This window comes from Mariniflexile jejuense (assembly GCF_042675665.1).
In the GTDB taxonomy this organism is placed as follows: Bacteria; Bacteroidota; Bacteroidia; order Flavobacteriales; family Flavobacteriaceae; genus Mariniflexile; species Mariniflexile jejuense.
Genome location: NZ_JBHTJI010000001.1, coordinates 195,203 through 219,535 on the forward strand (window position 1 = coordinate 195,203; position 24,333 = coordinate 219,535).

24 protein-coding genes are annotated in these 24,333 nt (G+C 28.4%); 9 read left to right on the top strand and 15 right to left on the bottom strand.

Annotation, left to right across the window (positions count from 1 at the left end; genetic code table 11):
* Nucleotides 1-42 precede the first annotated feature (42 nt).
* Nucleotides 43-1,047: a DUF3667 domain-containing protein gene (locus ACFQ1R_RS00810; RefSeq protein WP_379924183.1), complete on the top strand. Its 1,005-nt coding sequence runs from the start codon at nt 43-45 to the stop codon at nt 1,045-1,047.
* Nucleotides 1,048-1,064: 17 nt separating this feature from the next.
* On the opposite strand, the gene uvrA is transcribed toward ACFQ1R_RS00810, so the two are convergent.
* A complete protein-coding gene (gene uvrA / locus ACFQ1R_RS00815; RefSeq protein WP_379924184.1) occupies nt 1,065-3,848 on the bottom strand; it encodes an excinuclease ABC subunit UvrA in 2,784 nt (927 codons plus the stop codon).
* A gap of 235 nt (nt 3,849-4,083) precedes the next feature.
* Here uvrA and ACFQ1R_RS00820 point away from each other — a divergent pair, with 235 nt between their 5' ends.
* Together ACFQ1R_RS00820 and ACFQ1R_RS00825 are read left to right on the top strand one after the other, a co-directional pair.
* Nucleotides 4,084-4,668 (top strand): RNA polymerase sigma factor, encoded by a 585-nt coding sequence (locus ACFQ1R_RS00820; RefSeq protein ID WP_379924185.1) that lies wholly within the window; start codon nt 4,084-4,086, stop codon nt 4,666-4,668.
* Between the two features lie 57 nt (nt 4,669-4,725).
* Nucleotides 4,726-4,872 carry a hypothetical protein gene (locus tag ACFQ1R_RS00825; RefSeq protein WP_379924187.1) on the top strand — a complete coding sequence of 49 codons (147 nt, stop codon included), beginning with the start codon at nt 4,726-4,728 and terminating at the stop codon, nt 4,870-4,872.
* A 31-nt stretch (nt 4,873-4,903) separates the two neighbouring features.
* Here ACFQ1R_RS00825 and ACFQ1R_RS00830 read toward each other — a convergent pair whose 3' ends face one another.
* Nucleotides 4,904-5,563 carry an endonuclease III domain-containing protein gene (locus ACFQ1R_RS00830; protein ID WP_379924188.1) on the bottom strand — a complete coding sequence of 220 codons (660 nt, stop codon included), beginning with the start codon at nt 5,561-5,563 and terminating at the stop codon, nt 4,904-4,906.
* Between the two features lie 33 nt (nt 5,564-5,596).
* Here ACFQ1R_RS00830 and bcp point away from each other — a divergent pair, with 33 nt between their 5' ends.
* Nucleotides 5,597-6,049 (top strand): thioredoxin-dependent thiol peroxidase, encoded by a 453-nt coding sequence (gene bcp, locus ACFQ1R_RS00835; protein ID WP_379924189.1) that lies wholly within the window; start codon nt 5,597-5,599, stop codon nt 6,047-6,049.
* A 44-nt stretch (nt 6,050-6,093) separates the two neighbouring features.
* Here the strand turns inward: bcp and ACFQ1R_RS00840 are convergent, their stop codons facing one another.
* Nucleotides 6,094-7,566, bottom strand: a complete 1,473-nt coding sequence (locus ACFQ1R_RS00840) for a TonB-dependent receptor (protein WP_379924191.1) — start codon at nt 7,564-7,566, stop codon at nt 6,094-6,096.
* 243 nt (nt 7,567-7,809) lie between these two features.
* Here ACFQ1R_RS00840 and ACFQ1R_RS00845 point away from each other — a divergent pair, with 243 nt between their 5' ends.
* Nucleotides 7,810-8,571 carry an MBL fold metallo-hydrolase gene (locus ACFQ1R_RS00845; RefSeq protein ID WP_379924192.1) on the top strand — a complete coding sequence of 254 codons (762 nt, stop codon included), beginning with the start codon at nt 7,810-7,812 and terminating at the stop codon, nt 8,569-8,571.
* Between the two features lie 9 nt (nt 8,572-8,580).
* Nucleotides 8,581-9,081 (top strand): hydrolase, encoded by a 501-nt coding sequence (locus tag ACFQ1R_RS00850; protein WP_379924193.1) that lies wholly within the window; start codon nt 8,581-8,583, stop codon nt 9,079-9,081.
* On the opposite strand, the gene ACFQ1R_RS00855 is transcribed toward ACFQ1R_RS00850, so the two are convergent.
* Together ACFQ1R_RS00855 and ACFQ1R_RS00860 are read right to left on the bottom strand one after the other, a co-directional pair.
* Nucleotides 9,078-9,449: a DNA topoisomerase IV gene (locus ACFQ1R_RS00855; protein WP_379924194.1), complete on the bottom strand. Its 372-nt coding sequence runs from the start codon at nt 9,447-9,449 to the stop codon at nt 9,078-9,080. The two genes, ACFQ1R_RS00850 and ACFQ1R_RS00855, sit on opposite strands and share 4 nt — an antisense overlap.
* 38 nt (nt 9,450-9,487) lie before the next feature.
* On the bottom strand, nt 9,488-9,892 hold the full coding sequence (locus ACFQ1R_RS00860) for a helix-turn-helix domain-containing protein (RefSeq protein WP_379924195.1): 405 nt from the start codon (nt 9,890-9,892) through the stop codon (nt 9,488-9,490).
* Between the two features lie 288 nt (nt 9,893-10,180).
* Here ACFQ1R_RS00860 and ACFQ1R_RS00865 point away from each other — a divergent pair, with 288 nt between their 5' ends.
* The 3 genes from ACFQ1R_RS00865 (at nt 10,181) to ACFQ1R_RS00875 (ending at nt 13,528) form a co-directional block, all read left to right on the top strand.
* Nucleotides 10,181-11,341 carry a M14 family zinc carboxypeptidase gene (locus ACFQ1R_RS00865; protein ID WP_379924197.1) on the top strand — a complete coding sequence of 387 codons (1,161 nt, stop codon included), beginning with the start codon at nt 10,181-10,183 and terminating at the stop codon, nt 11,339-11,341.
* A 70-nt stretch (nt 11,342-11,411) separates the two neighbouring features.
* The gene (locus ACFQ1R_RS00870; protein ID WP_209651953.1) at nt 11,412-11,891 is read left to right on the top strand and encodes an Lrp/AsnC family transcriptional regulator; all 480 of its coding nucleotides are present in this window, start codon (nt 11,412-11,414) and stop codon (nt 11,889-11,891) included.
* A gap of 185 nt (nt 11,892-12,076) precedes the next feature.
* On the top strand, nt 12,077-13,528 hold the full coding sequence (locus ACFQ1R_RS00875; RefSeq protein WP_379924198.1) for an MBOAT family O-acyltransferase: 1,452 nt from the start codon (nt 12,077-12,079) through the stop codon (nt 13,526-13,528).
* An 8-nt stretch (nt 13,529-13,536) separates the two neighbouring features.
* On the opposite strand, the gene ACFQ1R_RS00880 is transcribed toward ACFQ1R_RS00875, so the two are convergent.
* The 10 genes from ACFQ1R_RS00880 to ACFQ1R_RS00925 form a co-directional block, all read right to left on the bottom strand.
* Nucleotides 13,537-14,505 carry a hypothetical protein gene (locus ACFQ1R_RS00880; protein ID WP_379924199.1) on the bottom strand — a complete coding sequence of 323 codons (969 nt, stop codon included), beginning with the start codon at nt 14,503-14,505 and terminating at the stop codon, nt 13,537-13,539.
* An 87-nt stretch (nt 14,506-14,592) separates the two neighbouring features.
* On the bottom strand, nt 14,593-15,639 hold the full coding sequence (locus tag ACFQ1R_RS00885; protein ID WP_379924200.1) for a hypothetical protein: 1,047 nt from the start codon (nt 15,637-15,639) through the stop codon (nt 14,593-14,595).
* Entirely contained in the window at nt 15,636-16,160 is a 525-nt protein-coding gene (locus ACFQ1R_RS00890) for a hypothetical protein (RefSeq protein WP_379924201.1), read from the bottom strand. The genes ACFQ1R_RS00885 and ACFQ1R_RS00890 overlap by 4 nt, the downstream gene beginning before the upstream one ends.
* Nucleotides 16,157-16,843: a hypothetical protein gene (locus ACFQ1R_RS00895; protein WP_379924202.1), complete on the bottom strand. Its 687-nt coding sequence runs from the start codon at nt 16,841-16,843 to the stop codon at nt 16,157-16,159. Before ACFQ1R_RS00895 ends, ACFQ1R_RS00890 begins: the two co-directional genes overlap by 4 nt.
* An 89-nt stretch (nt 16,844-16,932) precedes the next feature.
* Nucleotides 16,933-18,087, bottom strand: a complete 1,155-nt coding sequence (locus ACFQ1R_RS00900) for a GNAT family N-acetyltransferase (protein WP_379924203.1) — start codon at nt 18,085-18,087, stop codon at nt 16,933-16,935.
* A gap of 27 nt (nt 18,088-18,114) precedes the next feature.
* Complete coding sequence (locus tag ACFQ1R_RS00905) at nt 18,115-19,296, bottom strand: GNAT family N-acetyltransferase (protein ID WP_379924204.1); 1,182 nt, start codon at nt 19,294-19,296, stop codon at nt 18,115-18,117.
* A gap of 15 nt (nt 19,297-19,311) precedes the next feature.
* On the bottom strand, nt 19,312-20,499 hold the full coding sequence (locus ACFQ1R_RS00910) for a GNAT family N-acetyltransferase (RefSeq protein WP_379924206.1): 1,188 nt from the start codon (nt 20,497-20,499) through the stop codon (nt 19,312-19,314).
* A complete protein-coding gene (locus ACFQ1R_RS00915; protein WP_379924207.1) occupies nt 20,489-21,670 on the bottom strand; it encodes a GNAT family N-acetyltransferase in 1,182 nt (393 codons plus the stop codon). Before ACFQ1R_RS00915 ends, ACFQ1R_RS00910 begins: the two co-directional genes overlap by 11 nt.
* Before the next feature lies 1 nt (nt 21,671).
* The gene (locus ACFQ1R_RS00920) at nt 21,672-22,835 is read right to left on the bottom strand and encodes a GNAT family N-acetyltransferase (RefSeq protein ID WP_379924208.1); all 1,164 of its coding nucleotides are present in this window, start codon (nt 22,833-22,835) and stop codon (nt 21,672-21,674) included.
* A gap of 201 nt (nt 22,836-23,036) precedes the next feature.
* Nucleotides 23,037-24,281, bottom strand: coding sequence for a GNAT family N-acetyltransferase (locus tag ACFQ1R_RS00925; RefSeq protein WP_379924209.1), 1,245 nt, complete (start codon nt 24,279-24,281; stop codon nt 23,037-23,039).
* Between the last annotated feature and the right edge of the window lie 52 nt (nt 24,282-24,333).

Sequence of the window (24,333 nt, forward strand, 5' to 3'; positions counted from 1 at the left end):
AGCTATTGGAATTTGATTTTTATTAAGCATAAATTAATTTGAATGAGAAAAAAACTTACTATTTGTACAAATTGTGAACAAAAATCTGCTGAAGGTTTTCAATTTTGTCCCCATTGTGGTTTAAAGTTTAATGAAGAATTAACCATAGGCGTATTGTTTTACAATACTATTAGTAATTATTTTTCAGTTGATGCCCGTTTTTTTAAAAGTTTTATACCATTATTAATTAAACCAGGGTTTTTAGCAAAAACTTTTATACAAGGAAAACGATTGTTGTATTTACACCCTGCACAAATGTATTTGTTTGTTTCAGTGGTTTTTTTCTTTTTGTTTTCATTTATAAGTAGGAAACAGGTTGAGAGTGTTGATAAAGTTTTTAAAGATGATTTAAAAAAAACTTCCTTAAAACTAGATTCGATAAACAAAAATGATGCTCAATTTAATGATATAAATTTTGATTCGATTGTAAAATCTAACGAAGTTAAAGGTGTAAACCGAAAAATTACATATAATTTTAACCAAACTAAAGTAGATTCTTTAATACAGTTAAACGCCTCAAACGAAACGATATATAAGGCTATGGGAATGCCTGAGGATGCTGGGTTTTTTAAAAGAAAGGCGTATTCACAAATGCTTAAGTTTTACAAACAACGTAATGGAGGTTCACTTTTACAGGGTTTTTATGATAGTATTCCTGTTGCTATGTTTATTCTATTGCCCATTTTTGCACTTATATTGAAACTGTTGTATTATAAAAAAGGACCATTTTCGTATCACCTAGTATTTAGTTTTTACTTTTTCTCCTTTTTGTTTATGGCTTTTGGCATACTAATCGCTACTAATTTTATTATTAAATTACCTGATAGCTTGGTTACAATTGCCATACTTTCTACCTTTTTCTATTTGCTTATTGCTGTAAAACGGTTTTATGAACAACGGTGGTTTTTAAGTTTTATTAAAACAAGTATAGCAACATTTTCATTTTTGTTGCTAGTAATACCTTTAGCAATTATTGTTCTTAGTCTTGCTACATTTATGTTTTATTAACTAAAGCAATAATAAGCCTAAAGTTTTTCTTTTAAATATTTGCCTGTTTCAGAAGTTTTAACCTTTATAATTGCTTCAGGTGTGCCAGTGGCAACTAAATTACCGCCCATTTCACCACCGGTTGGTCCTAAATCTATAATATAATCGGCACATTTAATTAGTTCTAAATTGTGCTCTACAACGATAATAGAATGACCATTTTCAATAAGCGCATTGAAAGATTTTAATAGTTTTTGAATATCATGAAAATGTAAGCCAGTTGTTGGTTCATCAAAAATAAAAAGCGCTTTGTCTTTATTATTTCCTTTTCCAAGGAATGATGCCAATTTAATACGTTGTGCTTCGCCACCAGATAGGGTAGAAGAACTTTGCCCAAGTGTTACATAACCCAAACCAACATCTTGTAATGGCTGTAATTTGGTTTTTATTTTTGTTTGTTTAGTTGCTTCAAAAAAAGTGATGGCATCATCAATAGTTAGGTTTAAAATATCATCAATATTTTTATCAGCAAACGTAACTTCTAGTACTTCTTTTTTAAAACGTTTACCTTTACAAGTTTCACATTCTAAATGTACATCTGCCATAAATTGCATTTCAATAGTTACTTCACCTTCGCCTTTGCAAGTTTCACAGCGTCCGCCATCTACATTGAAAGAAAAATGTTTTGCTTGGTAATTTCTAATGGTGCTTAATTTTTGATTTGCGTACAACGCTCGAATGTCATCATACGCTTTAATATAGGTAACCGGATTAGAACGCGATGAACGTCCAATTGGATTTTGGTCAACAAACTCAATGTGCTTTATATTGATAAAATTACCTTCTATACTTGTAAATTGTCCTGGTTTATCTGAAAAATCGGTTAATTGTTTTTGAAGTGCTGGAAATAATATTTTCTTTATTAGCGTACTTTTTCCACTACCAGAAACACCTGTAACAACGGTAAGCATTCCCAAGGGAAAACGAACATCGATATTTTTTAAGTTGTTTTCACGTGCACCAATAATATCTACATAGTATTTTGAAGTTCTTCGGGTTTTAGGAACTTCAATTTTTATTGTTTCGTTAAGGTATTGTGCTGTTAATGAGTTTGATGCAAGTATTTGTTTAAAGTTACCTGTTGCAACTACATGACCGCCAAACGTTCCGGCTTCAGGACCTATATCTATTATTTCGTCGGCAGCTTTCATTATATCTTCATCATGTTCAACAACAATAACCGTATTTCCTAAATCGCGCAGTTGTTTTAATACAAGAATTAAGCGTTCGGTGTCTTTTGGGTGTAAACCAATACTTGGCTCATCTAAAATATACATAGAACCTACTAAACTACTACCTAAAGATGTTGCTAAATTTATACGTTGACTTTCACCACCTGAAAGGGTATTTGATTTTCTGTTTAATGTTAAATAATCTAATCCAACATTGGCAAGAAATGATAACCTGTTGTTTATTTCTTTTAGTAATCTATCAGCAATTTGCGTATCGTAATCGTTTAATTCTAATTGCTTGAAGAAATTAGCTAGTTTGTCTAGTGGCATTTCAACCAAATCGGTAATAGTTGCACCTCCAATTTTAATATAATTAGCTTCAACACGCAAACGTTTGCCATTACAAGCTTTACATTTTGTTTTTCCGCGATAGCGTGATAGCATAACCCTATTTTGAATTTTGTAGGCTTTAGCTTCTAATTCTGCAAAAAACGAATTTAAACCTTCAAAATGTTTATTTCCATCCCAAATAAGTTGTTTTTGAGCTTCGTTTAACTGAAAATAAGGTTTATGTATAGGAAAATCGAATTTATGAGAGTTGTTAACCAATTGGTCTCTATACCAACTCATACTTTCTCCTCGCCAAGGAAAAATAGCATTATCATATACAGAAAGACCTGTGTTTGGAATTACCAAATCATCATCAATACCAATAATATCGCCGTAACCTTCACATTTTGGACACGCACCATAAGGATTATTAAAACTGAATAAATGGACATTAGGTTCTAAAAAAGAAATGCCATCCATTTCAAAGGTGTTGCTAAAAGATTGTTGCTTATTATCACTTAAGGTTTCAATTAAACATGCGCCTTTGCCTTCAAAAAAAGCGGTTTGTACTGCATCAGCTAATCTGTTTTGAAAATCTTCTTCATGTTTTAAAATAATTCTATCAACAACTAGAAGAATAGTGTCGTTTTTTTGAAATGTTGAAGCTTCATCAATACGTAAAACCGTTTCATTTACTTTAATTCTGGCATAACCTTGGTGTTGTAAGGCTTTTAATTTATCTTCCATTTTACGACCTTCTTCTAAATGAATAGGAGCGAGTAGGAGTAATTTTTCACCTTCAGGAAATGCACTTAAGTAATTTATAACATCCGAAACAGTGTCTTTTTTTACTTCAACACCAGAAACTGGTGAATAGGTTTTTCCAATTCGGGCAAATAATAATTTTAGATAATCATAAATTTCTGTACTTGTTCCAACCGTTGAGCGCGGGTTTGTAGAATTCACCTTTTGTTCAATAGCTATAGCAGGTGCAATGCCTTTAATATAATCTACTTTAGGCTTGTTAAGTCTTCCTAAAAATTGACGTGCATAACTCGATAAACTTTCTACGTAGCGTCTTTGTCCTTCTGCATACAAGGTATCGAACGCCAAACTAGATTTTCCTGAACCCGATAAACCCGTGATTACCACTAGTTTATTTCTTGGTATTACAACATCAATATCTTTTAAATTATGAAGTTTTGCACCTTTAATAATGATGTTTTCTTTTGGGTTTACTTCCAGAATATTAGTAGTCATAAGCGTTGAAAGGAATAATTTTGCAAAGATACTATAAGTAATTCAGCCTAAAAAATTGATTATACTTTAAAAAAATGTTAAATAAATATGTTAATTTTTGTTTTTTTGGAATGATAGTTGTTATATTTGATTTGTTAATCAATTATAAATCAACACTTGCCTATAGCATAACATTACTTTTTAAACAATAACCCCAAGCATTGAAGTGTACTTCTGTGCAAAAAAAGTAATTATTATGCAATACGAAATAATACCAGATTCTACCCTAGTTAGCAATTACGTTAAAGGTGATGAAAGTGCTTTAGAAATACTTATTTATAGGCACAAACAGAAAATTTACAGTTTTATTTATTCGAAGGTTTTTGATAGAGATGTTGCTGAAGATATTTTTCAGGACACATTTATTAAAGTAATACGCACACTAAAAAAAGGAAATTATAATGAAGAAGGTAAATTTTTACCTTGGGTAATGCGTATATCACATAATTTGGTGATTGATTATTTTAGAAAAAATAACCGCATGCCAAAATTTGATAACACCAATGAGTTTAATATTTTTTCAGTATTAAGTGATTCTAGTTTAAATGCTGAAAATAGTATTATTAAAGAACAAGTTGAAACGGATGTACGTCGTTTAGTTGATGAATTGCCAGAAGACCAAAAAGAAGTGTTGCTAATGCGTATTTATGAAGATTTAAGTTTTAAAGAAATATCTGATAAAACTGGCGTTAGCATTAATACAGCCTTAGGTAGAATGCGTTATGCTTTAATTAACCTAAGAAAAATTGTAGACAAGCATAATATAATTTTAACAAATTAATACAATAAACTAGTTTTAGCTACGTTAATAGTTTAAATTCACCCTTAAATTATTAAAATGGCAAAACTTTACTCTGAAAATTCTATTAAAAATTTGAAAAACATAGAACCGAAAGAAGAAACGGTTAATTTTCTTCTAAGTTATTCAAAGGCTTTAAGTGTTATAAATTGTAATAAGTTGAAGTTTGAAGTGCTTCTAAACTAAGTTGTGAAAAGTCCTAATATTTCATTAAGTATTAGGACTTTTTAATTTTTTCATAGTCGTTTATAACAGTTTGTCTTCCTATAGTTTTAGTAATAATGTCTTTTTCTAAATCCCAACCTCTAGCAGGTGAATATTCTCTACCATACCAAATTATTTGAAGATGTAAATCGTTCCATAACTCTTTAGGAAATAATCGTTTAGCATCCTTTTCGGTTTGAGATACGTTTTTACCATTACTTAAATTCCATCTATACATTAATCTGTGAATGTGTGTGTCAACAGGAAATGCAGGAACACCAAATGCTTGCGACATTACAACGCTTGCTGTTTTATGTCCTACTGCTGGTAATGCCTCTAATGCTTCAAAACTTTGCGGAACTTTACCTTGGTGTTTTTCAATCAAAATTTCTGATAGCCCGTGAATACCTTTACTTTTCATAGGTGAAAGTCCGCAAGGTTTTATAATTTCTTTGATTTCATCCACAGAAAGTTTCACCATATCATACGGATTATCAGCTTTTTCAAATAACAGTGGTGTGATTTTATTAACTCGAACATCTGTACATTGTGCTGATAATAGCACAGCTACTAACAATGTATATGGATCTTTATGATCTAACGGAATTGGTATGGTTGGATATAATTCGTTTAGCGTATTAATTACAAATTCTACCTTTTTTTCTTTTGTCATGTTGTATTTTTGTAAAAAACCAAAGTTACTATTATGAATACATTAAAACAAGGTGACAAAGTGCCTAATTTTGAAGTTTTTGATGAACAAGGCCATGTTATAAAATTATCTGATTACCAAGGAAAAAAACTAGTTGTTTTCTTTTATCCAGCTGCAAATACGCCAACATGTACCGTTGAAGCATGCAACATTAGAGATTATTATAAAGAATTAACAGATGCCGGTTATGAAATTTTAGGCGTTAGTGCAGATACACAAAAAAAACAATCTAATTTTAAAAAGAAACATGGTTTTCAATACCCATTAATAGCTGATGTAGATAAAGTTATGATTAACGCCTTTGGTGTTTGGGGATCGAAAAAGTTTATGGGTAGAACCTTTGATGGTATTCATAGAGTTACCTTTGTTATTAACGAACAAGGCGTTGTTGAAAAGGTAATTGATGCTGTAAAAGCAAAAATTCATGCCTCACAAATAATGGAATAACACATAAAAAAAAGCCTTCTTAATTTTAAGAAGGCTTTTTTTATTTATCGTGTGTATTTTTTTCTTTTTGGTAATACTAACGGTTTTCGCGTGTAACCAAATAATCGGTAATCTTTAATTAAATCGGCTACACCTTCAGGAAGTTTGTCTTCCCAACCGGTTTCTCCATTTGCAATTTGCTGCAAAATTTCTCTAGAAAAAATGGTTAAACATTTTTCATCATAATCTTCAATATCTATTACTTTTCCGTTGTATTTAAAGAACTTATATAATTCTTTCATACGAGGATATACTTTTAGATTTTCACTGTTTATCAATTCTCCAGTTACAACATCTACCATAGGATATAAATAAACTTTTAAATCTTTAAAGAATAATTTACCAAAAGCTTCTAAAATACCACCACTCATATGACGATAGTATTTTTCATCAAAAATATCAACCAAATTACTAACACCCATAGCAAGTCCCATTCGTGCTTTTGTGTAGTTAGAAAAATACTCTACAACCTTATAGTATTCCTGAAAATTGGATATCATAACAGACTGTCCTAGAGAACATAATAAATCTGCTCTATCCATAAAATCTTGTTCGTCAATTTCGCCTTCTGCACGTAAATTTGAAAGTGTAATTTCAAAAACAACCTCTGTATTTTCTTTATCAACTTTCTTTTCAGCAATAAACATTTTATATGCGTTTTCATACATATCTATGTTTACTTGTGTTACTGGTCTAAAACTTCCTCTAAAGGCTAGTATGTTTTTTTTGTAAAAAATACGCGCGGGAAGTACGTTTTTACCATCAGGTCCAAACATTACCGCATCAGTCATACCATTTTTAACAAGTTGTAAACTCATTAATCGGTTATCAACATTTTTAAATAAAGGTCCGGAGAAATTTACAGTATCAATTTCCAATTGATCTTTATCTAAATGGTCGTATAAGTAACGTAGTAATTTTTTTGGTTCATTGTATTTGTAAAAAGCACCATAAATTAGGTTTGTTCCTATTACACCAAGTGTTTCTTGTTGTAATCTGGCATCTGTTTCTTTAAATCGGATATGTAAAAGAATATCGTTATATTCTTGATTTGGCTCTATTTGATATTTTATACCAATCCAACCATGACCTTTAAATTGTTTAGCAAAGTCAATGGTAGTAACGGTATTCGCGAACGAAAAGAACATTTTATTAGGGTAGTCTTTTCTATTAAGGCGTTTTTCAATAAGATCAATTTCATGGTTAAGCATTTTTCTTAAACGACCTTCTGTTACATATCTGCCATCATCTTCCGCGCCATATATGGCGTCACTAAATGCTTTATCGTAGGCAGACATTGCTTTCGCTATGGTTCCAGATGCGCCACCAGCTCTAAAAAAATGGCGACTTGTTTCTTGTCCTGCACCAATTTCAGCAAACGTACCATAGATATTTTCATTAAGGTTTATTCGAAGTGCTTTGTTTTTTAATGAAGGTATTTCTTCAAATTCTCTATCTCCTTTTAAGGTAATTTCCATAGCGTTTTGGGTTTTTTTTACATAAAAAAGTAAAGATATTAAATAAGTATTTCAAACAAAAAAATAAGCTTATTTTTGTTTGCAGACTTTAGTGCTTTTAGTTTAGGTGCAAAATAAAACTCTTATATTAGGGTTTCATTAAAATAAAAGTATTAAAATTATTAATCTGTTTTAACAGCGTTATTTACACTTTGTTTAACAGGTGATTTTTATTGCAAAATCTAACTAAATTTATATTTTTTTTTGAAAATTACATTTTTAGGCACAGGCACTTCACAAGGCATTCCTGTAATAGGAAGTAATCATCCTGTATGTTTAAGTAAAAACAAAAAAGACAAGCGGTTACGCGTTTCTATTTTGGTTGCTTGGGATGATTATGTATATGTTGTAGATTGTGGACCAGATTTCAGATATCAAATGCTGCGTTCTGGCTGCACAAAAATTGATGGTATTTTGTTTACACATGAACATTCCGACCATATTATGGGATTAGATGATATTCGCCCATATTATTTTAAACAAGGCGATATTTCAATTTATGCACACAAGCGGGTTTTAAAGGCACTGAAAGTAAAGTTTGATTACATTTTTACGACCAAAAACAAATATCCAGGCGCGCCAACAGTTATTTCAAACAGAGTTAAAAACAAACCTTTTAAATTGCATAATTTAGAAGTAATACCAGTTAATGGCAAACATAATAAACTGCAAGTTTTTGGCTTTAAATTTGGTGATTTTGCGTATTTAACCGATATGAAAACGGTTAAAGATAAAGAAATTGAAAAAATTAAAAACATTAAAGTATTGGTAGTAAATGCATTGCGAATTGAACCGCATCATTCACATTTTAATCTTGATGAAGCTTTAAGTTTTATTAAAAAAGTAAATCCTGAAAAAGCCTATTTAACACATATAAGTCATACTTTGGGTTTTCATGATGAAATTGAAAAAAAACTTCCAAAAAATGTATTTTTGGCGTATGATGAATTACAAATAACAATTTAATTTTATAAAATGAAGCAGAAAATTTTCATGTATTTATTCGTGTTTTCAATACTATTAGTATTATTTCAATACGTAAATTCAAAACGTGTTTTTGAGGATATGAATCATAAATTGGATGGTTACAAAGCGCAATTGACGCGTAGTAAAGATTCTATAGCTGTTTTACAGAATGAAAATTTAGAATTATCGCATTTTAATTTGGAACGAAACGAAGATGCTATTAGTTATTTTGAAAATAAAGGTTACAATGTATCTGAATTAATACCTATGATAAAAGATGAACTTTACAAACTAAATGAAGGCAAAGGCGAGCATCCAATAATTCCATATGGTTCAGAAGAAGGAAGACGCATGATGATTAACACTGTAAAATTATTAAATCATAAATGGATTATTGCCGATTTTTCAGATGGACAATTTTGGGGCGAACTTTTTTTAACTTATGAAATAACGGAGGAGAAGGAGCTTAAATTTACTTTAGCCGAATCTTTTTTATACCCCTTAAACTAGTTTTTAATCTGGTAAGCAACACCTTTTTGCTTTTTGGTTTCACCTACATACGAATATTCAAAGGTATACGAAGAATCGGTTGTGGTTAATATTTTTAAATGAACATCCTTACGTTCCGCCATGTTTTTAGGCCTGATGGTTTTAAAAATAACTTCACAATCATTTATCCAGCGTAGTTGTGCGGAATCTACTTTTTTGTCATATGTTTCAATTTGCAAAGTATCTGTGCGTGTAAATTTCGATTTGTATAATTTACCATCAATAGTTACTTCACTGTAAAATTTACCTGTTTTGTAATCGCTGCAATTTCTTGATTTTTCGTAGCAGCTAAATAAACTTAGTAATAGTAAAATGTATAGAAGTTTCATAGGTTTTTATTTCAAGGCAAAAATACTAAACTTAAAATTTAATTTTCAAAGTTTTTAAAACTACCATCCGAATAAAAAATTACAATACGCTCAATAGTTTTGTCTTTTTTTAGTTCAGAAATAACAGCTTCCTTATTTTTTATCGATTCATTTTCATCAACATTTATTTTAGCAATAGGAGTAGATGCGGCTAATGTTATTTCATCTATGTTTTTATTTGCAGGAAATTCACCTTTGCCATTTAATAGCCAATACAATTCAACTTCTGGATATGAAGAAATAATTTTCAAAACAAATTCCAAACTAGGCTTATTTCTACCAGATAAAATATGTGAAATACTAGAGCGTTGCACACCAATTTTTTCGGCAAAAGAAGACGCTGTTTCTCCGTAATAATCTATTACTTTTTGCAGCCTTTTAGTAAAATTTTCAGTGTTTATCATTGTAAACGTCACAAATGTAATTTGGTTACACAAATGTAACAAATTATATTGATTTATAAGCAAAATTAAACAAATCTGTTTCGTCAATTTGAATCTATAACTTTAAATAATAAATGTTATTTTACTGAAATATAGTATTTTATAAATTTTATAAGTTTGGGGTGATTACATCTTTAATATTTATTGTTACTGTCTATATTACAATGTTTAACATTGTAACAAAATATCTTATTTCTTTTGTTTACAATTGTAAATTAGTAAATGTTTACATTTGTAGACTAAATTATCATGATGCAAGTAGAAGCTATAAAACAATTATTTTTAAAACACAAAGAATCGCATTTACAGCATAGGTATATAACCCATAAAAGCATAAAACCTTTGTTGGAAAACCTATCAAAAAAAATAACAATTGAAACCATAGGAATTTCTGTTTTAAACAACCCTATTCATGGTATTAAAATAGGTTCGGGTGAAAAACGAATTTTAATGTGGTCGCAAATGCACGGAAATGAATCGACAACCACAAAGGCTATTTTCGATTTATTAAACACATTGCTAAGTGACGAAGCCCTAGTAAGTCCTATTTTAAAAGCATGTACGTTATATATTATACCTATTTTAAATCCGGATGGTGCACTTGCTTACACACGAATAAATGCAAATGAAGTAGATTTAAATAGAGACGCACAAAACTTAACACAACCAGAAAGCAAAGTTTTACGAGCCATTTTTAAAACTTTTAACCCTCATTTTTGTTATAATTTACACGGACAACGCACTATTTTTAGTGCAGGAAACACAAATAAATCGGCTACAGTATCGTTTTTAGCACCTGCACAAGATAAGGTTTGCACTATTACACCCAATAGAAAAGTAGCTATGGAAGTAATAGCTGTAATGAATGCTGCCTTGCAGGAAGTAATACCTAACCAAGTAGGTGTTTATGATGATGCGTTTAATTTAAACTGTGTTGGCGACACATTTCAAAGTGAAAATGTGCCTACTATTTTGTTTGAAGCTGGTCATTACCATAATGATTACGCCAGAGATTGTACCAGAGAGTTTATATACATATCGTATCTAACTTCCTTAGATTATATTTCTAAAACTGATGTAACGGGTGTTAATTATCAACCATATTTAGAAATTCCTGAGAATGAAAAGTTGTTTTTTGATATCATCATAAAAGACGCCAAAACAATACTTGATGGAAAAGAAATAATAACAGATATCGCAATCCAATACCAAGAAAAATTGATTGGCGGAAAAATTAATTTTATACCAAAAGTTGAAAAAATTGAAAATCTTGATGGCTATTTTGCACATAAGCACATACAAGCTAATAAGTTAGAAGTATTTAATAATAACATGCAATTATTGAAAATTGATAGCGAAAACGTTTTCGTAATGATAAATAATGAAAAAATATCATTATTACCGAAATAAAACGCCCAATTATTGTGCTATTATTAACAAAAATGTATTATTTTCGCAATATATTTAAGAATAATTAATTATGGGGAAAATTAAATTAGACGAAATTGATCATCAAATTCTTGATATGTTGATTGACAACACAAGAATACCTTTTACAGACATTGCTAAAAAATTATTAATCTCAGCAGGTACAGTTCATGTACGTGTAAAAAAAATGGAAGAGCAAGGTATTATTAAAGGATCATCTTTAATGTTAGATTACAAAAAGCTAGGATATTCATTCATCGCTTACGTAGGTGTTTATTTAAACAATACATCACAAACTAAGTTTGTATTAGAACGTATTAATGAAATTGCTTTTGTAACAGTAGCACATATTACCACTGGTAAATTCAATATATTTTGTAAAATTAGAGCTAGAAGTACAGAACATGCTAAAGAAATAATTTTTAAATTAGATGATATTGAAGGTGTTTACAGAACTGAAACTATGATTTCATTAGAAGAAAGTATAAACGATAAAAAACGTTTAATGCATTCCATTTTTAATGAATTATAATTTTATAACAATATTATAAAAGGCTGCTTATCAATAATTAAGCGGCCTTTTTTTTATTCTTTATGTAGATTACAGTTTTAATTGCCTTTTTGAAGATTTTATTTGATTTTTCTATAATTTAATTTGATGTTTGGGTAGTTAAATATATTTAGACAACTTTACTTTTTACTTTATAATAATTCTATATGGTTTTTAATTCTTTAGAGTTTTTTATATTTCTAATTATAGTTTTTGCTCTCTATTGGTTTGTATTTCAAAAGCATCTAAAAGCGCAAAATGTTTTAATTTTAGTAGCTAGTTATGTGTTTTATGGCTTATGGGATTGGAGGTTTCTTTCCTTAATATTATTAAGCACAGCAGTAGATTATTTTGTTGCCATAAAAATTTATAACCTTGATGTACAAAGTAAACGAAAACGCTGGCTTTGGGTTAGTGTTATTTTTAATTTAGGACTTTTAGGATTTTTTAAATATTACAACTTTTTTGTTGACTCTTGGGTAGATATGTTTTCGCTTTTTGGCCATGAAATAAAAAGTACTTGGACCTTACGTGTTATTTTACCTGTTGGTATTTCGTTTTACACCTTTCAAACCATGTCGTATTCGTTTGATGTGTATTATAAAAAATTAAAACCTACTACCGATTTTTTATCGTTTGCAGCATTTGTTAGTTTCTTTCCGCAGCTTGTTGCTGGACCAATAGAACGAGCTTCAAATTTACTATCTCAAATATTAAATAAACGCATTTTTAGTTACTACCAAACTGTTAGCGGTTTAAAACTTATATTATGGGGTTTATTTAAAAAAGTAGTAATTGCCGATGCTTTAGCTCCTATGGTGGATGATATCTTTACCAATTATTCGCAACATTCAGCTTCTACACTTATTTTAGGTGTTACCATGTTTAGTTTTCAGGTATATGGTGATTTTAGTGGTTATACAGATATAGCTATTGGTACAGCAAAGCTTTTTGGTGTAGAACTTATGTCTAACTTTAAATTTCCCAATTTCTCTAGAAATGTTGCAGAATATTGGCAGCGTTGGCACATATCACTATCAACTTGGTTTAGGCATTATGTATATATTCCTTTAGGCGGTTCAAAAGTTAGTAAACTAAAGTCTGTTAGAAATATAAGTATTGTGTTTTTGGTTAGTGGGTTTTGGCATGGTGCAAACTGGACATTTATTTTTTGGGGTGCATTTCATGCTTTGGCATTTATACCTGTATTTTTAATGGGAAGAAATGCCATTTATAAAGATAGTGTTATAGGAGAGAATACCTTTTTACCAACATTAACAGAAGTTGGTCAAGTGCTTTTAACCTTTAGCATTGTTACCTTTTCAAGAATATTTTTTAGATCGGAATCTATAACAGGTGCTTTTGGTTTTATAAACCAAATATTCACAAATTTCTCATATGAAACCTATAGTCATCCAATGGGTTACCGCATGATTGATTATTACATACTTATAATCGTATTTGTTGTTTATGAGTATATTATTCGTAAGGATGAACGTTCACCATTTAAGTTTAAATCGAAAATTGTTCGATTTATAGCTTATACAGCTGTAATTTTATTGATGCTATTGTTTTTTGACGATGGTATTGATAGGTCGTTTATTTACTTCCAGTTTTAACAAAACAATTAATTAGATACTTTTACGCTTTTAATGTAACTTGAAATTTCTGAAGCAATAATTTCTCTGCCATGATTATTCCAATGCATGTCGTAAATTAATGTTGCGGGGGTTTTAGATTGTTCCAGAGCTTTTCCAAAATCTAAATATTTGTAACCCATAGAATCGCAGTAATTCAAAAATGATTTGCTAGTTGTTCGTGAATCTAATAATATGGCTGTTTTACTTTTATTAAACCCATACGTTTTAATTAGCTTTTTGAAGTTTTCTAGATACACCAAATCATTTGAAATTGGTTTTGTAGTTTCAGTTTTATCACTTTCTGTTTCTGGATTGCTACTTCCTAACGACACAATTTTGCCTTTTAATTCTCTTAATGGTTCAAAAAGACCAATATTACCAATGTAGTTAAATAGTTTAATTTTATTTTGAATTCTTGATGTTAAAAAGTACTGCGAATCAATCCAATATTGGTCTGGCTCATAAAAATCTCTTTTTAAATCATTTTCAAATTTCATGTAAATTATAATATAATCTATCAAGTCGAATTTTTCTTTGTAAGCAGAAATTAGATGCAATTGATCTGCAAAATCATAACCAGAATGTCCATATTCAAATACTTCAGTTCCATCGTTTAGTTTGCTTTCAATTTTTTTTCCAATAGAATTATTATAATTTTGATGAAGTCCTTCAATAAACGAATCGCCTATAATGGCTATGTCTGTTTTGTTTTTTGATGGTGTAAATTCTCTGTATGAATTAAATCCAGACTTGTTTATGTGGTATTGCGCAAAATTCATAACTCTATTACCTGTAACCGTATAACCATCTTGATTTGGCGCATAGGTTTTAACATTTTTATCATTTATAATAAATAGTGGGTAATGATCGTATAAATGAAATACCCTTACAATTATTTCTAAAGAAATAAATATTAATATACTGTATATCAATGTTTTTAAGAAAAGCAGTTTCATAACCTCATTGTTTTGACTTGTTTATAAAGATAATCACTAATTTATTTTCATTAAATTAATAATCGTCAAAATGCTGTTTATTCAGTTTTATGTTTTATTGATACGAAGGCTTTTAATAGATTTTATCTTTTTAAGTATAAATTCAAATATTATAACCCAATCTATTAAAAATAAGCATATTATTCTGTATTGTCTAAATGAAATACCCATTAAAGCACCAATAGATAAATGGAAAATAATTGCAGCAACAAGGTATATGTTTCTGTATTTAGAATTTATAAAAGCAATAAACGCTAAAAGTTCGAATAACACAGAACCTATTGAAAGTAAAATGAGTAGTATTTTTTTATTTGCAACATATTCTGCAATAGCCGTTAGCCTTGGAGATATTTGATAATTGGCGTATGTATGTGCTATAAAACCATATTCGTCTTTCCATTTTTTGTTTTCAGCAATTTTAGCATCACCAATTATTAATTGCACATCGCCTTGTTTGTACAAGTTTGTTCGTTCTTTTAAATAAAATCCTAAAGTAGAACCATCTAGCCAGTTTACACCATGTCCGTAACGTAATTTTGAAACGCCTGCGGTAAAATAGGTTAAAACAACTAAGGCTAAAACTAAATTAAAACCCCATTTAGGATTTTTTGAAAACTGAAATAATGGTGTTTTTTCTTTTAAATAGACATATTTTAAAAGTAAATAATCTATGGACAGTTTCATAGAACCAGGTACTAAGGCTAGCGCAAGAATAACTTGGGTTGGTAAGGACATGTGATGGTCGAAAATGCCAATACCTTCGCTTATTCCAAAAATATAATAGCTTAAAAAAGCTAGTGTAAATAAACTTAATCTTCCTAAAAAGCCAATAGCCGCAGCAATTGCTACTACTATAATTAATATTAGTATTGTAGAAACATGACTATCATTAAACACAAACCATGTATCTGGTAATAAACGAGTAAACCATGTTGTGGCAAGTTGGTATCTAGTATTATCTACAACTTCGTTGATAAAATATAGTTGTTCTATTAACTTTTTACCAAGTAAAATAGATAATAAAAACCTTAGTAGACTTAACGGTTGATTTAATAAAGCTATTACAATAGCATAGCATTTATAGATTAACTTCATTTTTTATATCTTTTTACTGTTTTGTTTTCTATACTAGAAATGTATTCTTTTTCAGAAGTATCATAAAACCCAATAATTTTAGGTTCTGTAAGTTTTTTGCGGTCTTGGTTTACTTTTACTGCTTTAATATTTATCTTTTGGAATGTTAAATGGTATTCATCTTTTAAAATTTTGGTATAGTGAAGGAAAAAAAGTTTCATTCTATCATGAAATGCTTCATCACTTTCTGATAGTTTATTAGAAAATGGCGAAATCGCTTTTGTAGAACCGTACACTTTGCTAAAAAAATGCCTCATAAAAAAGTCTTCTGGTTTTCCTAAATAGTTAATTAAATTTGTTGTTTTACCATCATTAACACCTTCAAACTCTAATAAGTATAAATCTGTTTTGCTGTCTATATAATGCCCAAACATGGGCGCACAGGTATATGGAAAACTTTCAATACCTAGTACCATTACAAAAATATTTGGTATCACTATTAAAGGAATAATAGTGGCTTTATATATGTTTTTTAGTGTCATACTTTAACTTCATTTTCTTCGTCAAAAAGCCATGGTGTTTTTGCTTTCAGTTTTTTAGGAATATCAATTAAAACGGGTTTTTGTGTAAAAAAGCGATGTTTAATTACTAGAAGTTTAGTAGGTGTAGTTTGTAATTTATGAGCTGCTTTTAAGGATAAAATATTATCTAAATCGATACAACTTATTGACCATTTGTAACCTAAATTTAGGGCTTTTTTTGCAAACAGGTAATTAACTTCTTGGTACAAATCTAAACCCCTATAAGCTTTAACGGCAAAAGCTCGTTCAAAAATACATTCATCGGGTTTTAATTGTGGTAAATTATTAACAAAAAACTTTTTTATTTTTTCATTTTGTGAAGGTTCAATAAACCATTCTCTAAAACAAGGAATACCGTCTTTAGTTACTGCCACATAGCAGGTAGGTATATTTGCATTTATAAGCATATCATCTAACGGTAAGTTTTTAAAATACTTATGATCAGCATCTGTATATTCGCGAAGTGTTATGTCTATTTTAGCTTTATGAGTTTGGTTATTAATACCTTGTGTTAAATCTCTTCTGATGTAAAACCAATAGGTGTTAGAGTAGATTCTCTGTTTTATAATATTAAAAATATCTTTGTATAAGCCATTTAATACCATATTTAAAAAAACCTTTGCTTTTTTTACAAGTTTGTACATAGTAGATTTTGGTTTTAAATAGCTAAAGTTAAATTTTTATATTTATTTTCTTTTTATAATTAGTTTAAAGCCCTAAAATTTCGATATGGTTATTTAATGGTTAACTTTTGTATTGTATTCGCACTGCAAAACAAGAACTCATTAGTTTTTGTTGTTTCAAAAATTCTTATATTGTTAATATGCGCCTTGTTTGTATATAAAAAATCGTTAATAGGTTTTACTAGCTCATTGTATTTTGACGTTCCTTGCTTAATGGCAATGAGATTATCTGTGTTTTGCTGTTTTAAGTCTTCAAAACTATAGTTTAACACTTCAACCGAAGCGTTGCTGTTTTTAAGTCTTTTTTTAATAGTTTCTATTAGTTCATCTATATTTTTAGATTTCAAATAGTTTTTGAAGTTTAATTTTTTAATTTCAATAGCTGCATCTAACTTGCTCTTTAAGTTGCTTTTATTAAAAACAATATGGTGTTCGAACGTGTAAATAAGATTGCTCCAGCGGCGTTTATATTCTAAATAGCCTTGAGCCATATCCATTATTTCGTATTTATTGTTTACACTCCATTCTAACAATTTGTAAAGCGACACATTGCCTAAAGCGAATTTTGCATAATTGATGTTATACGACGGAACTGATACAAATAAAATGTTATTAAAATGATGATTAATACAAATATGAACTGGGGTTGTGTTTTGGTAAATAACAAATAGGGATGCTTTTTTTTCTAAAATTAAATTATATGTTGTGCTTAGGTAGAATTCCCAATTATTTAACACCTTGTTGGAATCGTTTCGTTGGTCGAACCTATTGGTTAACATATTGTGTAAAGTTGCCATTAAAAACGTATAATCATCTTGTGAAATATGGCCGTAAAATAATTTATAACTTGCGTCAAAGCAATCTTCAAATCTATTTACAAATCTTAAAATATTAGCTCTAAAACTTTTTTTGTATTCGGTTTTAAAAAGCGTATCTAAATTTTCATGATTATTAATTAAAACTGCATATCCTGTAATTTTTTCTTGAGGTATTTTAACCACTTCAACGGTATCTGTATTAAAAAATTCTGGTTGTATGTAAGAAGGAAATAATGATACGTTTTGTGTATTGTTTTGCTTGTTTTTTTTTAAAGTTTGAGCTGTGTATATATTTACTTTGTTGTGGGTAAAACTTAATTTTTTATAACAAGCTAAAACCTCATTTTTTGTAGATATTGTTTCGTGAAAATTGTTATGTATTGCCATAATGTTTGTATTGTTTGGCTAGTTTTATTAGTTAAGCAGCATGCATTTTTTTCCACTAATGCAAAAGGTGTTAGGCTTATTGTTTATTTTATAAATGGTTATAGTATTTTTATTTTCAAAATTTAAATATAAATATTCAAAAACGGGTTGTCTTAAAAATTTGTACTCGGGGTTTTCAATATTAATTTTAATAAAATCTGATGTTATATCATTCGCATTAATAGGTGTTTGATTGAAACTATAATATGGGCTTTCTTCTAAATTATTATTACTGTTTGAAACATCTTTACTTAGGTTTGCTTTGTCTGAAATGATGTTTTTACTATTCAAATACAACTTCAATTTTAGTAATTTATGAATGTAAAAACTAAGGCATGTATTAAATATAGATGTTTTACTGTTTACAATGTCGTTTCTAAATTTGTAGGTTACATTACACCATTGTTTTTTATATGAAAATACGCCTGCACCCAAATCAAAAATGGTATGATTATTATCAAAACACCATTCTAACTGTTTATAAATATCGATATATCCTAATCTAAACTTTGCATAATCAATATCAAAAGCTCTAATATAATTAATCATTATGGTATTAAAATGATAATTTAAACAAATATCAATGTGTTTATTATTATCATAAATAACAAATAATGATGCTTTTTTATCAAGAATCAATTGGTAAGTGGTTTCTTTATAATAGTTCCAGTCTTTTTCTGCTTGGTGTGTATCTCCGCGTTGGTTAAACCGTCTTGAAATCATGGTTTCTAATGCATCCATAATTGCTTGATAGTCTTGTTTTTCTATAGCACCATAATATAGTTTATAGGTTGTTTTAAAACAGGTGTCTAAGCGTTTGCAATAGGCTCTAATTTTACTTCTGCTTTTAGCACCAAATTGATTTCCCATATAGGCTTCTAAAGAATCGTAGGCTGAAATATCAGCTAGAAAACCTATGAATTGATATAAAGATCTATATTTTAAACCTTCATATTTTGAAGTTGTAATATAGGGTGGGATGTAGGTAATGTAATGAAGCCCTTTATTTGCATTTAGCTTTTCTGGTTTAGCTTCAAACTGTATGGTTTGGTTTGTGTTGTTGTTAGTTATTGCTTTAAAAAAAGGAGGTGATGTTCTTTTTATAATGGTATTATTATAAAAATCGAATATTAAAAATTTCTTTAGAATAAGGCTTTTAATTTTTTTCATAGTTCAACCTTTCATTTAATTAAAAATTACCTGAATGGCATTTATACTGCCTACTATGTAGTAGGTTGTATTGTTGGTGTCTTTATATATGGTTACTGTATCAATATGATTTTGCGTGGTATATAAAAAATCGAAAAGCGGTTTGTTTATTTTCTCAAAGTTAGAAACTGTTTTGTAATCTATTTTATTTAAATTATTTGTTTTTAATAATGCTTGCTTTTCTATTTTGTTGGTAGTGTAATTTGCATATACATCAAGTCTGTCGGAATTGTTTTTAGTAAAAATTTGTTGTTTTAGTTTTTTATAAAATGTGTTATTAACAACATCTTTAGCTATGTTTTTAATACGGATTGTATTTAACGCATTTATTGCTAAAATTTTAGATTTCAAGTTATTAGGATTGTAATGAATATGTGTTTCTAGCGCGTAATGGTAATTGCACCATCTTTTTTTATAATCATAATCGCCATTTCCCATGTCTAGATACTGGTAGTTGTTTTCAATACACCATTCGAGTTGTTTGTAAACTGCTGTATTACCTAAACCAAACTGAGCATAATCTATATCGTAGGTAGGAATGTACGCGAAAAATATTTTTTTATAATGGAAATTTATAGAAACTTGTATTGGTGTTTCGTTGTTATAGATTACAAAAATAGATGCTTTACCACTGTTTATTAAAGGAAAAAGCAATGCCTCATATTTATTCCAATTATTTAAAACAAAATTAGCATCATTTCGCTGGTTAAACCTACGTACTAACATTGCGTGGGTTTTATCCATTATATGGCTATATGTTTTTTTATCAATCGCGCCATAAAACACTTTATAGCTTATATTAAAGCAAGCTTCCAAACGCTTCATTTTTTTTATAATAGGCGTTCTAGAATTTTTGCTAAAATGGCTATTTAGGTACTCGGTAATATTTGTAATATTGTTAGGTAATATAATACCAAAGCTATCTTGGTATTTTTGAACGATGCGTTTGGTGTTTTTGGATGAATTTTTAAAAGTAGGGGTTAAAAAATTTGGAAAAGCTATGTAGATTTGTGTTAAAGGTTCTGTTTTTTTTTTAAAATCCATTGCGGTATTTAATTCATAACATAAGGTGTTATTAAAAGTAAAGTGCAATGTTTTGTATGCATCATTAATTTTATGATTTTCTAGTAATTCATTTAGAAAATGACTTTTTTTAAGACTCATAACTAAGTACCTTTATTTTTATTATATCTTCTTCAGCTTTGACTATATAGGTGTTTTTTTGATTGGTTACTTCATAGGTTTCAATAGTATCAACATGCAATTTGCTATTATACAAATAATTATATATTGGTTGCCTTAATGCTTTAAATTTTTTGTTTTTTATATTTATATTTTTTAAAAAATCATCATTAATTTCATCACTTTTAGTTTTTACTTCTAGTGTTTCGACAGGTGAGGAGTTGTTTTTTTCAATTGGTGTTTTTTTGAATATAAATTTTATGCTTTGTAATACTTTGTCTATTTTAAAAATTTTAAGGTTATTTTTAAATTTTATTTTAAAACTTTCCATTAATGCTATACTGCTAGCTGTTAAACTTCCCTTTTTTGTGTAAAGGTGATACTCATAATTATAAAAAAGGTTACACCATTTTTTTTTGTATTCTAAAATCCCGAAGCCTAAATCTAAAAAATGGTAGTTATTTTTTAAACACCAATCCAAAAGGATATAATTATCAATTTGCCCTAATCCAAATTTTGAATAATCGGTATCGAAAGCATTTGTTTTAGAGTAAAGTATACTATTTAAAATATGATTATTTATAGTTATACTTATTGGCTTTTCATCACTATATATAACAAATAATGATGCTTTTTTTGTATTTATTAATGAGTATAAATTTGTGGTGTGCAAGTCCCATTCTTTTAAAAACATATTTTCTATGTTTTTTTCCTTAAAGCGTTTTTCAAGCATAATACGCAATTCTGATAATAAAAAATTGTACTTATCTGCTGTTATGCTACCAAAATTGCACTCGTATTTTATATTGAATGATTCTTCTAAACGTGTTTTTCCTCTTTTTAAATTAATTCGTAATTTTTTACTGGTAAATTTTTGTAAATAGGTATCTGTAGTGTAGTTTCCATCAATTAATATGCCTGCACCATCTTTTCCTATGTGTTGTATTTTTTTTTGGTTATAATCTTCTTGGTTTACAAGTGTGTAGTTTATATAGGATGGTACTAAACTAACATATACTATTTTTTCTTTATTTGCTAAAGACAACTCATTTTTATATGTTGTGTTATTAAAAAACACGTTTTCATAACAGCTAGGTATTATTTCTTTATTTTGAAAATCCCAAATAAACTGTTCTTTTTTAATATGTTTCATTCTAGTAGGTAAATTGGATTTTAGACATGGTTTCTTTTCCTTTAAAAATATATTGCTTTGGGGCATTCTGTAACTTATGTACAGTTATGTTATTAATATGTTCTGTATTTAAATATAAAAAATCATGAATTACTTTTTTTAAAAAATTATTGCTTTCAAGGTTTAAATCAATTTTGGTGGCATTATTTATTTGATTAAAATCTGTATTTTCTATTTGTAAAAGCACATAAGGAATTTGAAATTCTTTATTACTTCCTTTAATTGTATTCTTTATTTTTTTTACAGCTAAATTTACACGTTTTGCTAATAGGTAATTTATAAGTTTATACTTGTTTTTTAAAATAAACGCATAAGGTTTTCCTATTTTATTTTTTGGGTTATATAGCACGTGGTGTTCATAATTGTACGTTGTATTACACCAACTTAGTTTATTTTCAAAACTCCCATAACCCATATCGAAAATTTGGTAATTGTTTTGAAAACACCATTCTATAATTTTATATATGGCCACATTACCTGGTGTAAATTTTGAATAATCCAAATTAAAGGTTGGTACTGAAAAGTATAAAATAGTGTCGCAATGAAAATTTAATGTAAATGTTATGGGTTCTTGTTTATTAAATATTACAAAAAGTGATGCTTTTTTGTTTATGATTAAGTTATATGTTATTTTAAAATAATAATCCCAATTTTCAAGAATTAAATTTCTATCGTTTCGTTGGTTGAAACGTTTTGTAAGCATGTTGTGAAATATATTCATGTAATGTATGTACTCTTGGTACAACATATTATCACCATGATAAGTTTTATAATTGATTTCAAAACACGATTCTAAGCGTTTAACGGATTTTAAAATTTTATATCTAAAGTTTCGCTTACAATCTTTTTTTAAGTAATCGTCTATATTTTTGTATCCTTTTAAATTTGCTAAATAACCGTGTTTTAAGAATACTTTACTGCAAGCAACATTAGTAGTTACCGTGGTATTTAAATAATTAGGAACAAACTTAAAGGTTGTTATATTAAATGGTGGGTTATCGGAATACACATCGTTATCTAACAATGTATTATTAAACGAATTACAAACCGTTTTATATAACGCATTTGTTTTATGCTGTTCAAACACGTTAGAAAAAAAGTTATGGTTGGTAATTTTTAAACCCATTTGCAAAATACGTTATACCCATTGTAAATAATAGGTTAAAAATACTCATTAAATTTAATAGGTTTTTGCTTTTTTAGACAAAATGCCATTATTCTTGATAAGAAAAATAGTATTAATATGTAAGCAACAGATTAACTGATTTTTATTAAACTTTAACTTATAAAAGCGCTATGTTGTGCTAATTTTATTAATTGGTTATGGTTAACCAATTAGTTGTTCATTGTTTTTACCTTTTATTAGGTAGTAGGTGTTTTGGTTGGCATCATTACATTTAAAAACTTTTAAATCATTAATATGCTCTGTAGTTAGAAATAAAAAATTGTAAGCATATTTTTTTAAAAATGCATAATCAATATTGTTTATATTAATTTTTGTTAACATGGTTTCTGTTAAACTAACCTGATTTGGAGGTATTTGTTTTAAAGTTTCAGAACTTAAAGCTTTTTCTTTTTTCAATAAAAATGTAAGTTGGTGTAATTTTTTATCGAATTCTTTATCTCTTAAAAATTGTTTTAACTTAAAAAAGGTTGCTATACTATTCCCTAAAATGTTTGCTATTAAAGATTTAGTGTCAAAATACAGATGGTATTCAAAATTATATTTTAAATCGCTCCAGCTTTCTTTATAATCAAAATAACCTTTTGAAAAATCGAAATATTTATAATTGCTATTAAAACTCCATTCCAATACTTTCATTATTGATACTTTTCCTATGTGAAATTTAGAATAATCGATATCAAAAACAGTAATGGCATCAAAAATAATAGCATCAGAAAAGTATAATAATCGAATGCTAATGGGTATGTTGTTGTTATAAATTACATGAAGAGCCGCTTTTTTTTCTAATATCATAGGGAATACTACATCATAATAAAAAGCCCATTCATCAGGGTTTAAATTATTGTTTGTAATTTGCTTATCTTCAAAGCGCTTGGTAAGTAAATGATTAAAGTGATTAAAAACGTTATCGTATTCTGCCTTGTCTATATTACCAATTAGCATTTTTTCATCAATATTAAAACAACTTTCTAAGCGTTTTTTATATCGGTTAAATTTTTGAACACTACTTTTACTAAAAGTGCTTTTTAAGTAGTTATTAAAATTAGTATGTTTTTTAAGTTGAATTAAGTAACCTGGATATTGTTTTATTTTTATTAACCTTAAATTTTTTAACGTTGTGGTTGTTTTAATTTCAAAATATTGTGGTACATCATAAATTAAAAGTGTGTTTTTTTTAAAATCTTTAGAAGTGTTTTGTTCAAGTGTGTATGAGACACCTTTGGTTAAGTTTTTGCCAACATTGGTGTAAAAGGGCAGAAAGGGGTGTTTGAAAAATGTAAGGTTTTTAATGAAGCTAAACGATTTTATTAGTTTAGGGTTGGCAAACCTTTTTTTCCAAATTTCTGAAAATGTATCTGATATGAAGGGATTATTATTATGACTCAAAGCTAGTATTTAAATTAAAAAAACATAAAATGACATCACTTTTGCATTTTAT

Excerpts from the sequence above, each read along its gene's own strand:
- ACFQ1R_RS00850 (WP_379924193.1), top strand. The coding sequence starts at position 8,581 with ATGAAGCAGAAAATTTTCATGTATTTATTCGTGTTTTCAATACTATTA.
- ACFQ1R_RS00825 (WP_379924187.1), top strand. The coding sequence starts at position 4,726 with ATGGCAAAACTTTACTCTGAAAATTCTATTAAAAATTTGAAAAACATA.
- ACFQ1R_RS00915 (WP_379924207.1), bottom strand. The coding sequence starts at position 21,670 with ATGAAACATATTAAAAAAGAACAGTTTATTTGGGATTTTCAAAATAAA.
- ACFQ1R_RS00880 (WP_379924199.1), bottom strand. The coding sequence starts at position 14,505 with ATGAAACTGCTTTTCTTAAAAACATTGATATACAGTATATTAATATTT.
- ACFQ1R_RS00830 (WP_379924188.1), bottom strand. The coding sequence starts at position 5,563 with ATGACAAAAGAAAAAAAGGTAGAATTTGTAATTAATACGCTAAACGAA.
- ACFQ1R_RS00905 (WP_379924204.1), bottom strand. The coding sequence starts at position 19,296 with ATGAAAAAAATTAAAAGCCTTATTCTAAAGAAATTTTTAATATTCGAT.
- ACFQ1R_RS00855 (WP_379924194.1), bottom strand. The coding sequence starts at position 9,449 with ATGAAACTTCTATACATTTTACTATTACTAAGTTTATTTAGCTGCTAC.
- ACFQ1R_RS00870 (WP_209651953.1), top strand. The coding sequence starts at position 11,412 with ATGGGGAAAATTAAATTAGACGAAATTGATCATCAAATTCTTGATATG.
- ACFQ1R_RS00920 (WP_379924208.1), bottom strand. The coding sequence starts at position 22,835 with ATGGGTTTAAAAATTACCAACCATAACTTTTTTTCTAACGTGTTTGAA.
- ACFQ1R_RS00840 (WP_379924191.1), bottom strand. The coding sequence starts at position 7,566 with ATGGAAATTACCTTAAAAGGAGATAGAGAATTTGAAGAAATACCTTCA.
- ACFQ1R_RS00885 (WP_379924200.1), bottom strand. The coding sequence starts at position 15,639 with ATGAAGTTAATCTATAAATGCTATGCTATTGTAATAGCTTTATTAAAT.
- uvrA (WP_379924184.1), bottom strand. The coding sequence starts at position 3,848 with ATGACTACTAATATTCTGGAAGTAAACCCAAAAGAAAACATCATTATT.
- ACFQ1R_RS00895 (WP_379924202.1), bottom strand. The coding sequence starts at position 16,843 with ATGTACAAACTTGTAAAAAAAGCAAAGGTTTTTTTAAATATGGTATTA.
- ACFQ1R_RS00900 (WP_379924203.1), bottom strand. The coding sequence starts at position 18,087 with ATGGCAATACATAACAATTTTCACGAAACAATATCTACAAAAAATGAG.
- ACFQ1R_RS00875 (WP_379924198.1), top strand. The coding sequence starts at position 12,077 with ATGGTTTTTAATTCTTTAGAGTTTTTTATATTTCTAATTATAGTTTTT.
- ACFQ1R_RS00865 (WP_379924197.1), top strand. The coding sequence starts at position 10,181 with ATGATGCAAGTAGAAGCTATAAAACAATTATTTTTAAAACACAAAGAA.
- ACFQ1R_RS00820 (WP_379924185.1), top strand. The coding sequence starts at position 4,084 with ATGCAATACGAAATAATACCAGATTCTACCCTAGTTAGCAATTACGTT.
- ACFQ1R_RS00910 (WP_379924206.1), bottom strand. The coding sequence starts at position 20,499 with ATGAGTCTTAAAAAAAGTCATTTTCTAAATGAATTACTAGAAAATCAT.
- ACFQ1R_RS00860 (WP_379924195.1), bottom strand. The coding sequence starts at position 9,892 with ATGATAAACACTGAAAATTTTACTAAAAGGCTGCAAAAAGTAATAGAT.
- ACFQ1R_RS00890 (WP_379924201.1), bottom strand. The coding sequence starts at position 16,160 with ATGACACTAAAAAACATATATAAAGCCACTATTATTCCTTTAATAGTG.
- ACFQ1R_RS00810 (WP_379924183.1), top strand. The coding sequence starts at position 43 with ATGAGAAAAAAACTTACTATTTGTACAAATTGTGAACAAAAATCTGCT.
- bcp (WP_379924189.1), top strand. The coding sequence starts at position 5,597 with ATGAATACATTAAAACAAGGTGACAAAGTGCCTAATTTTGAAGTTTTT.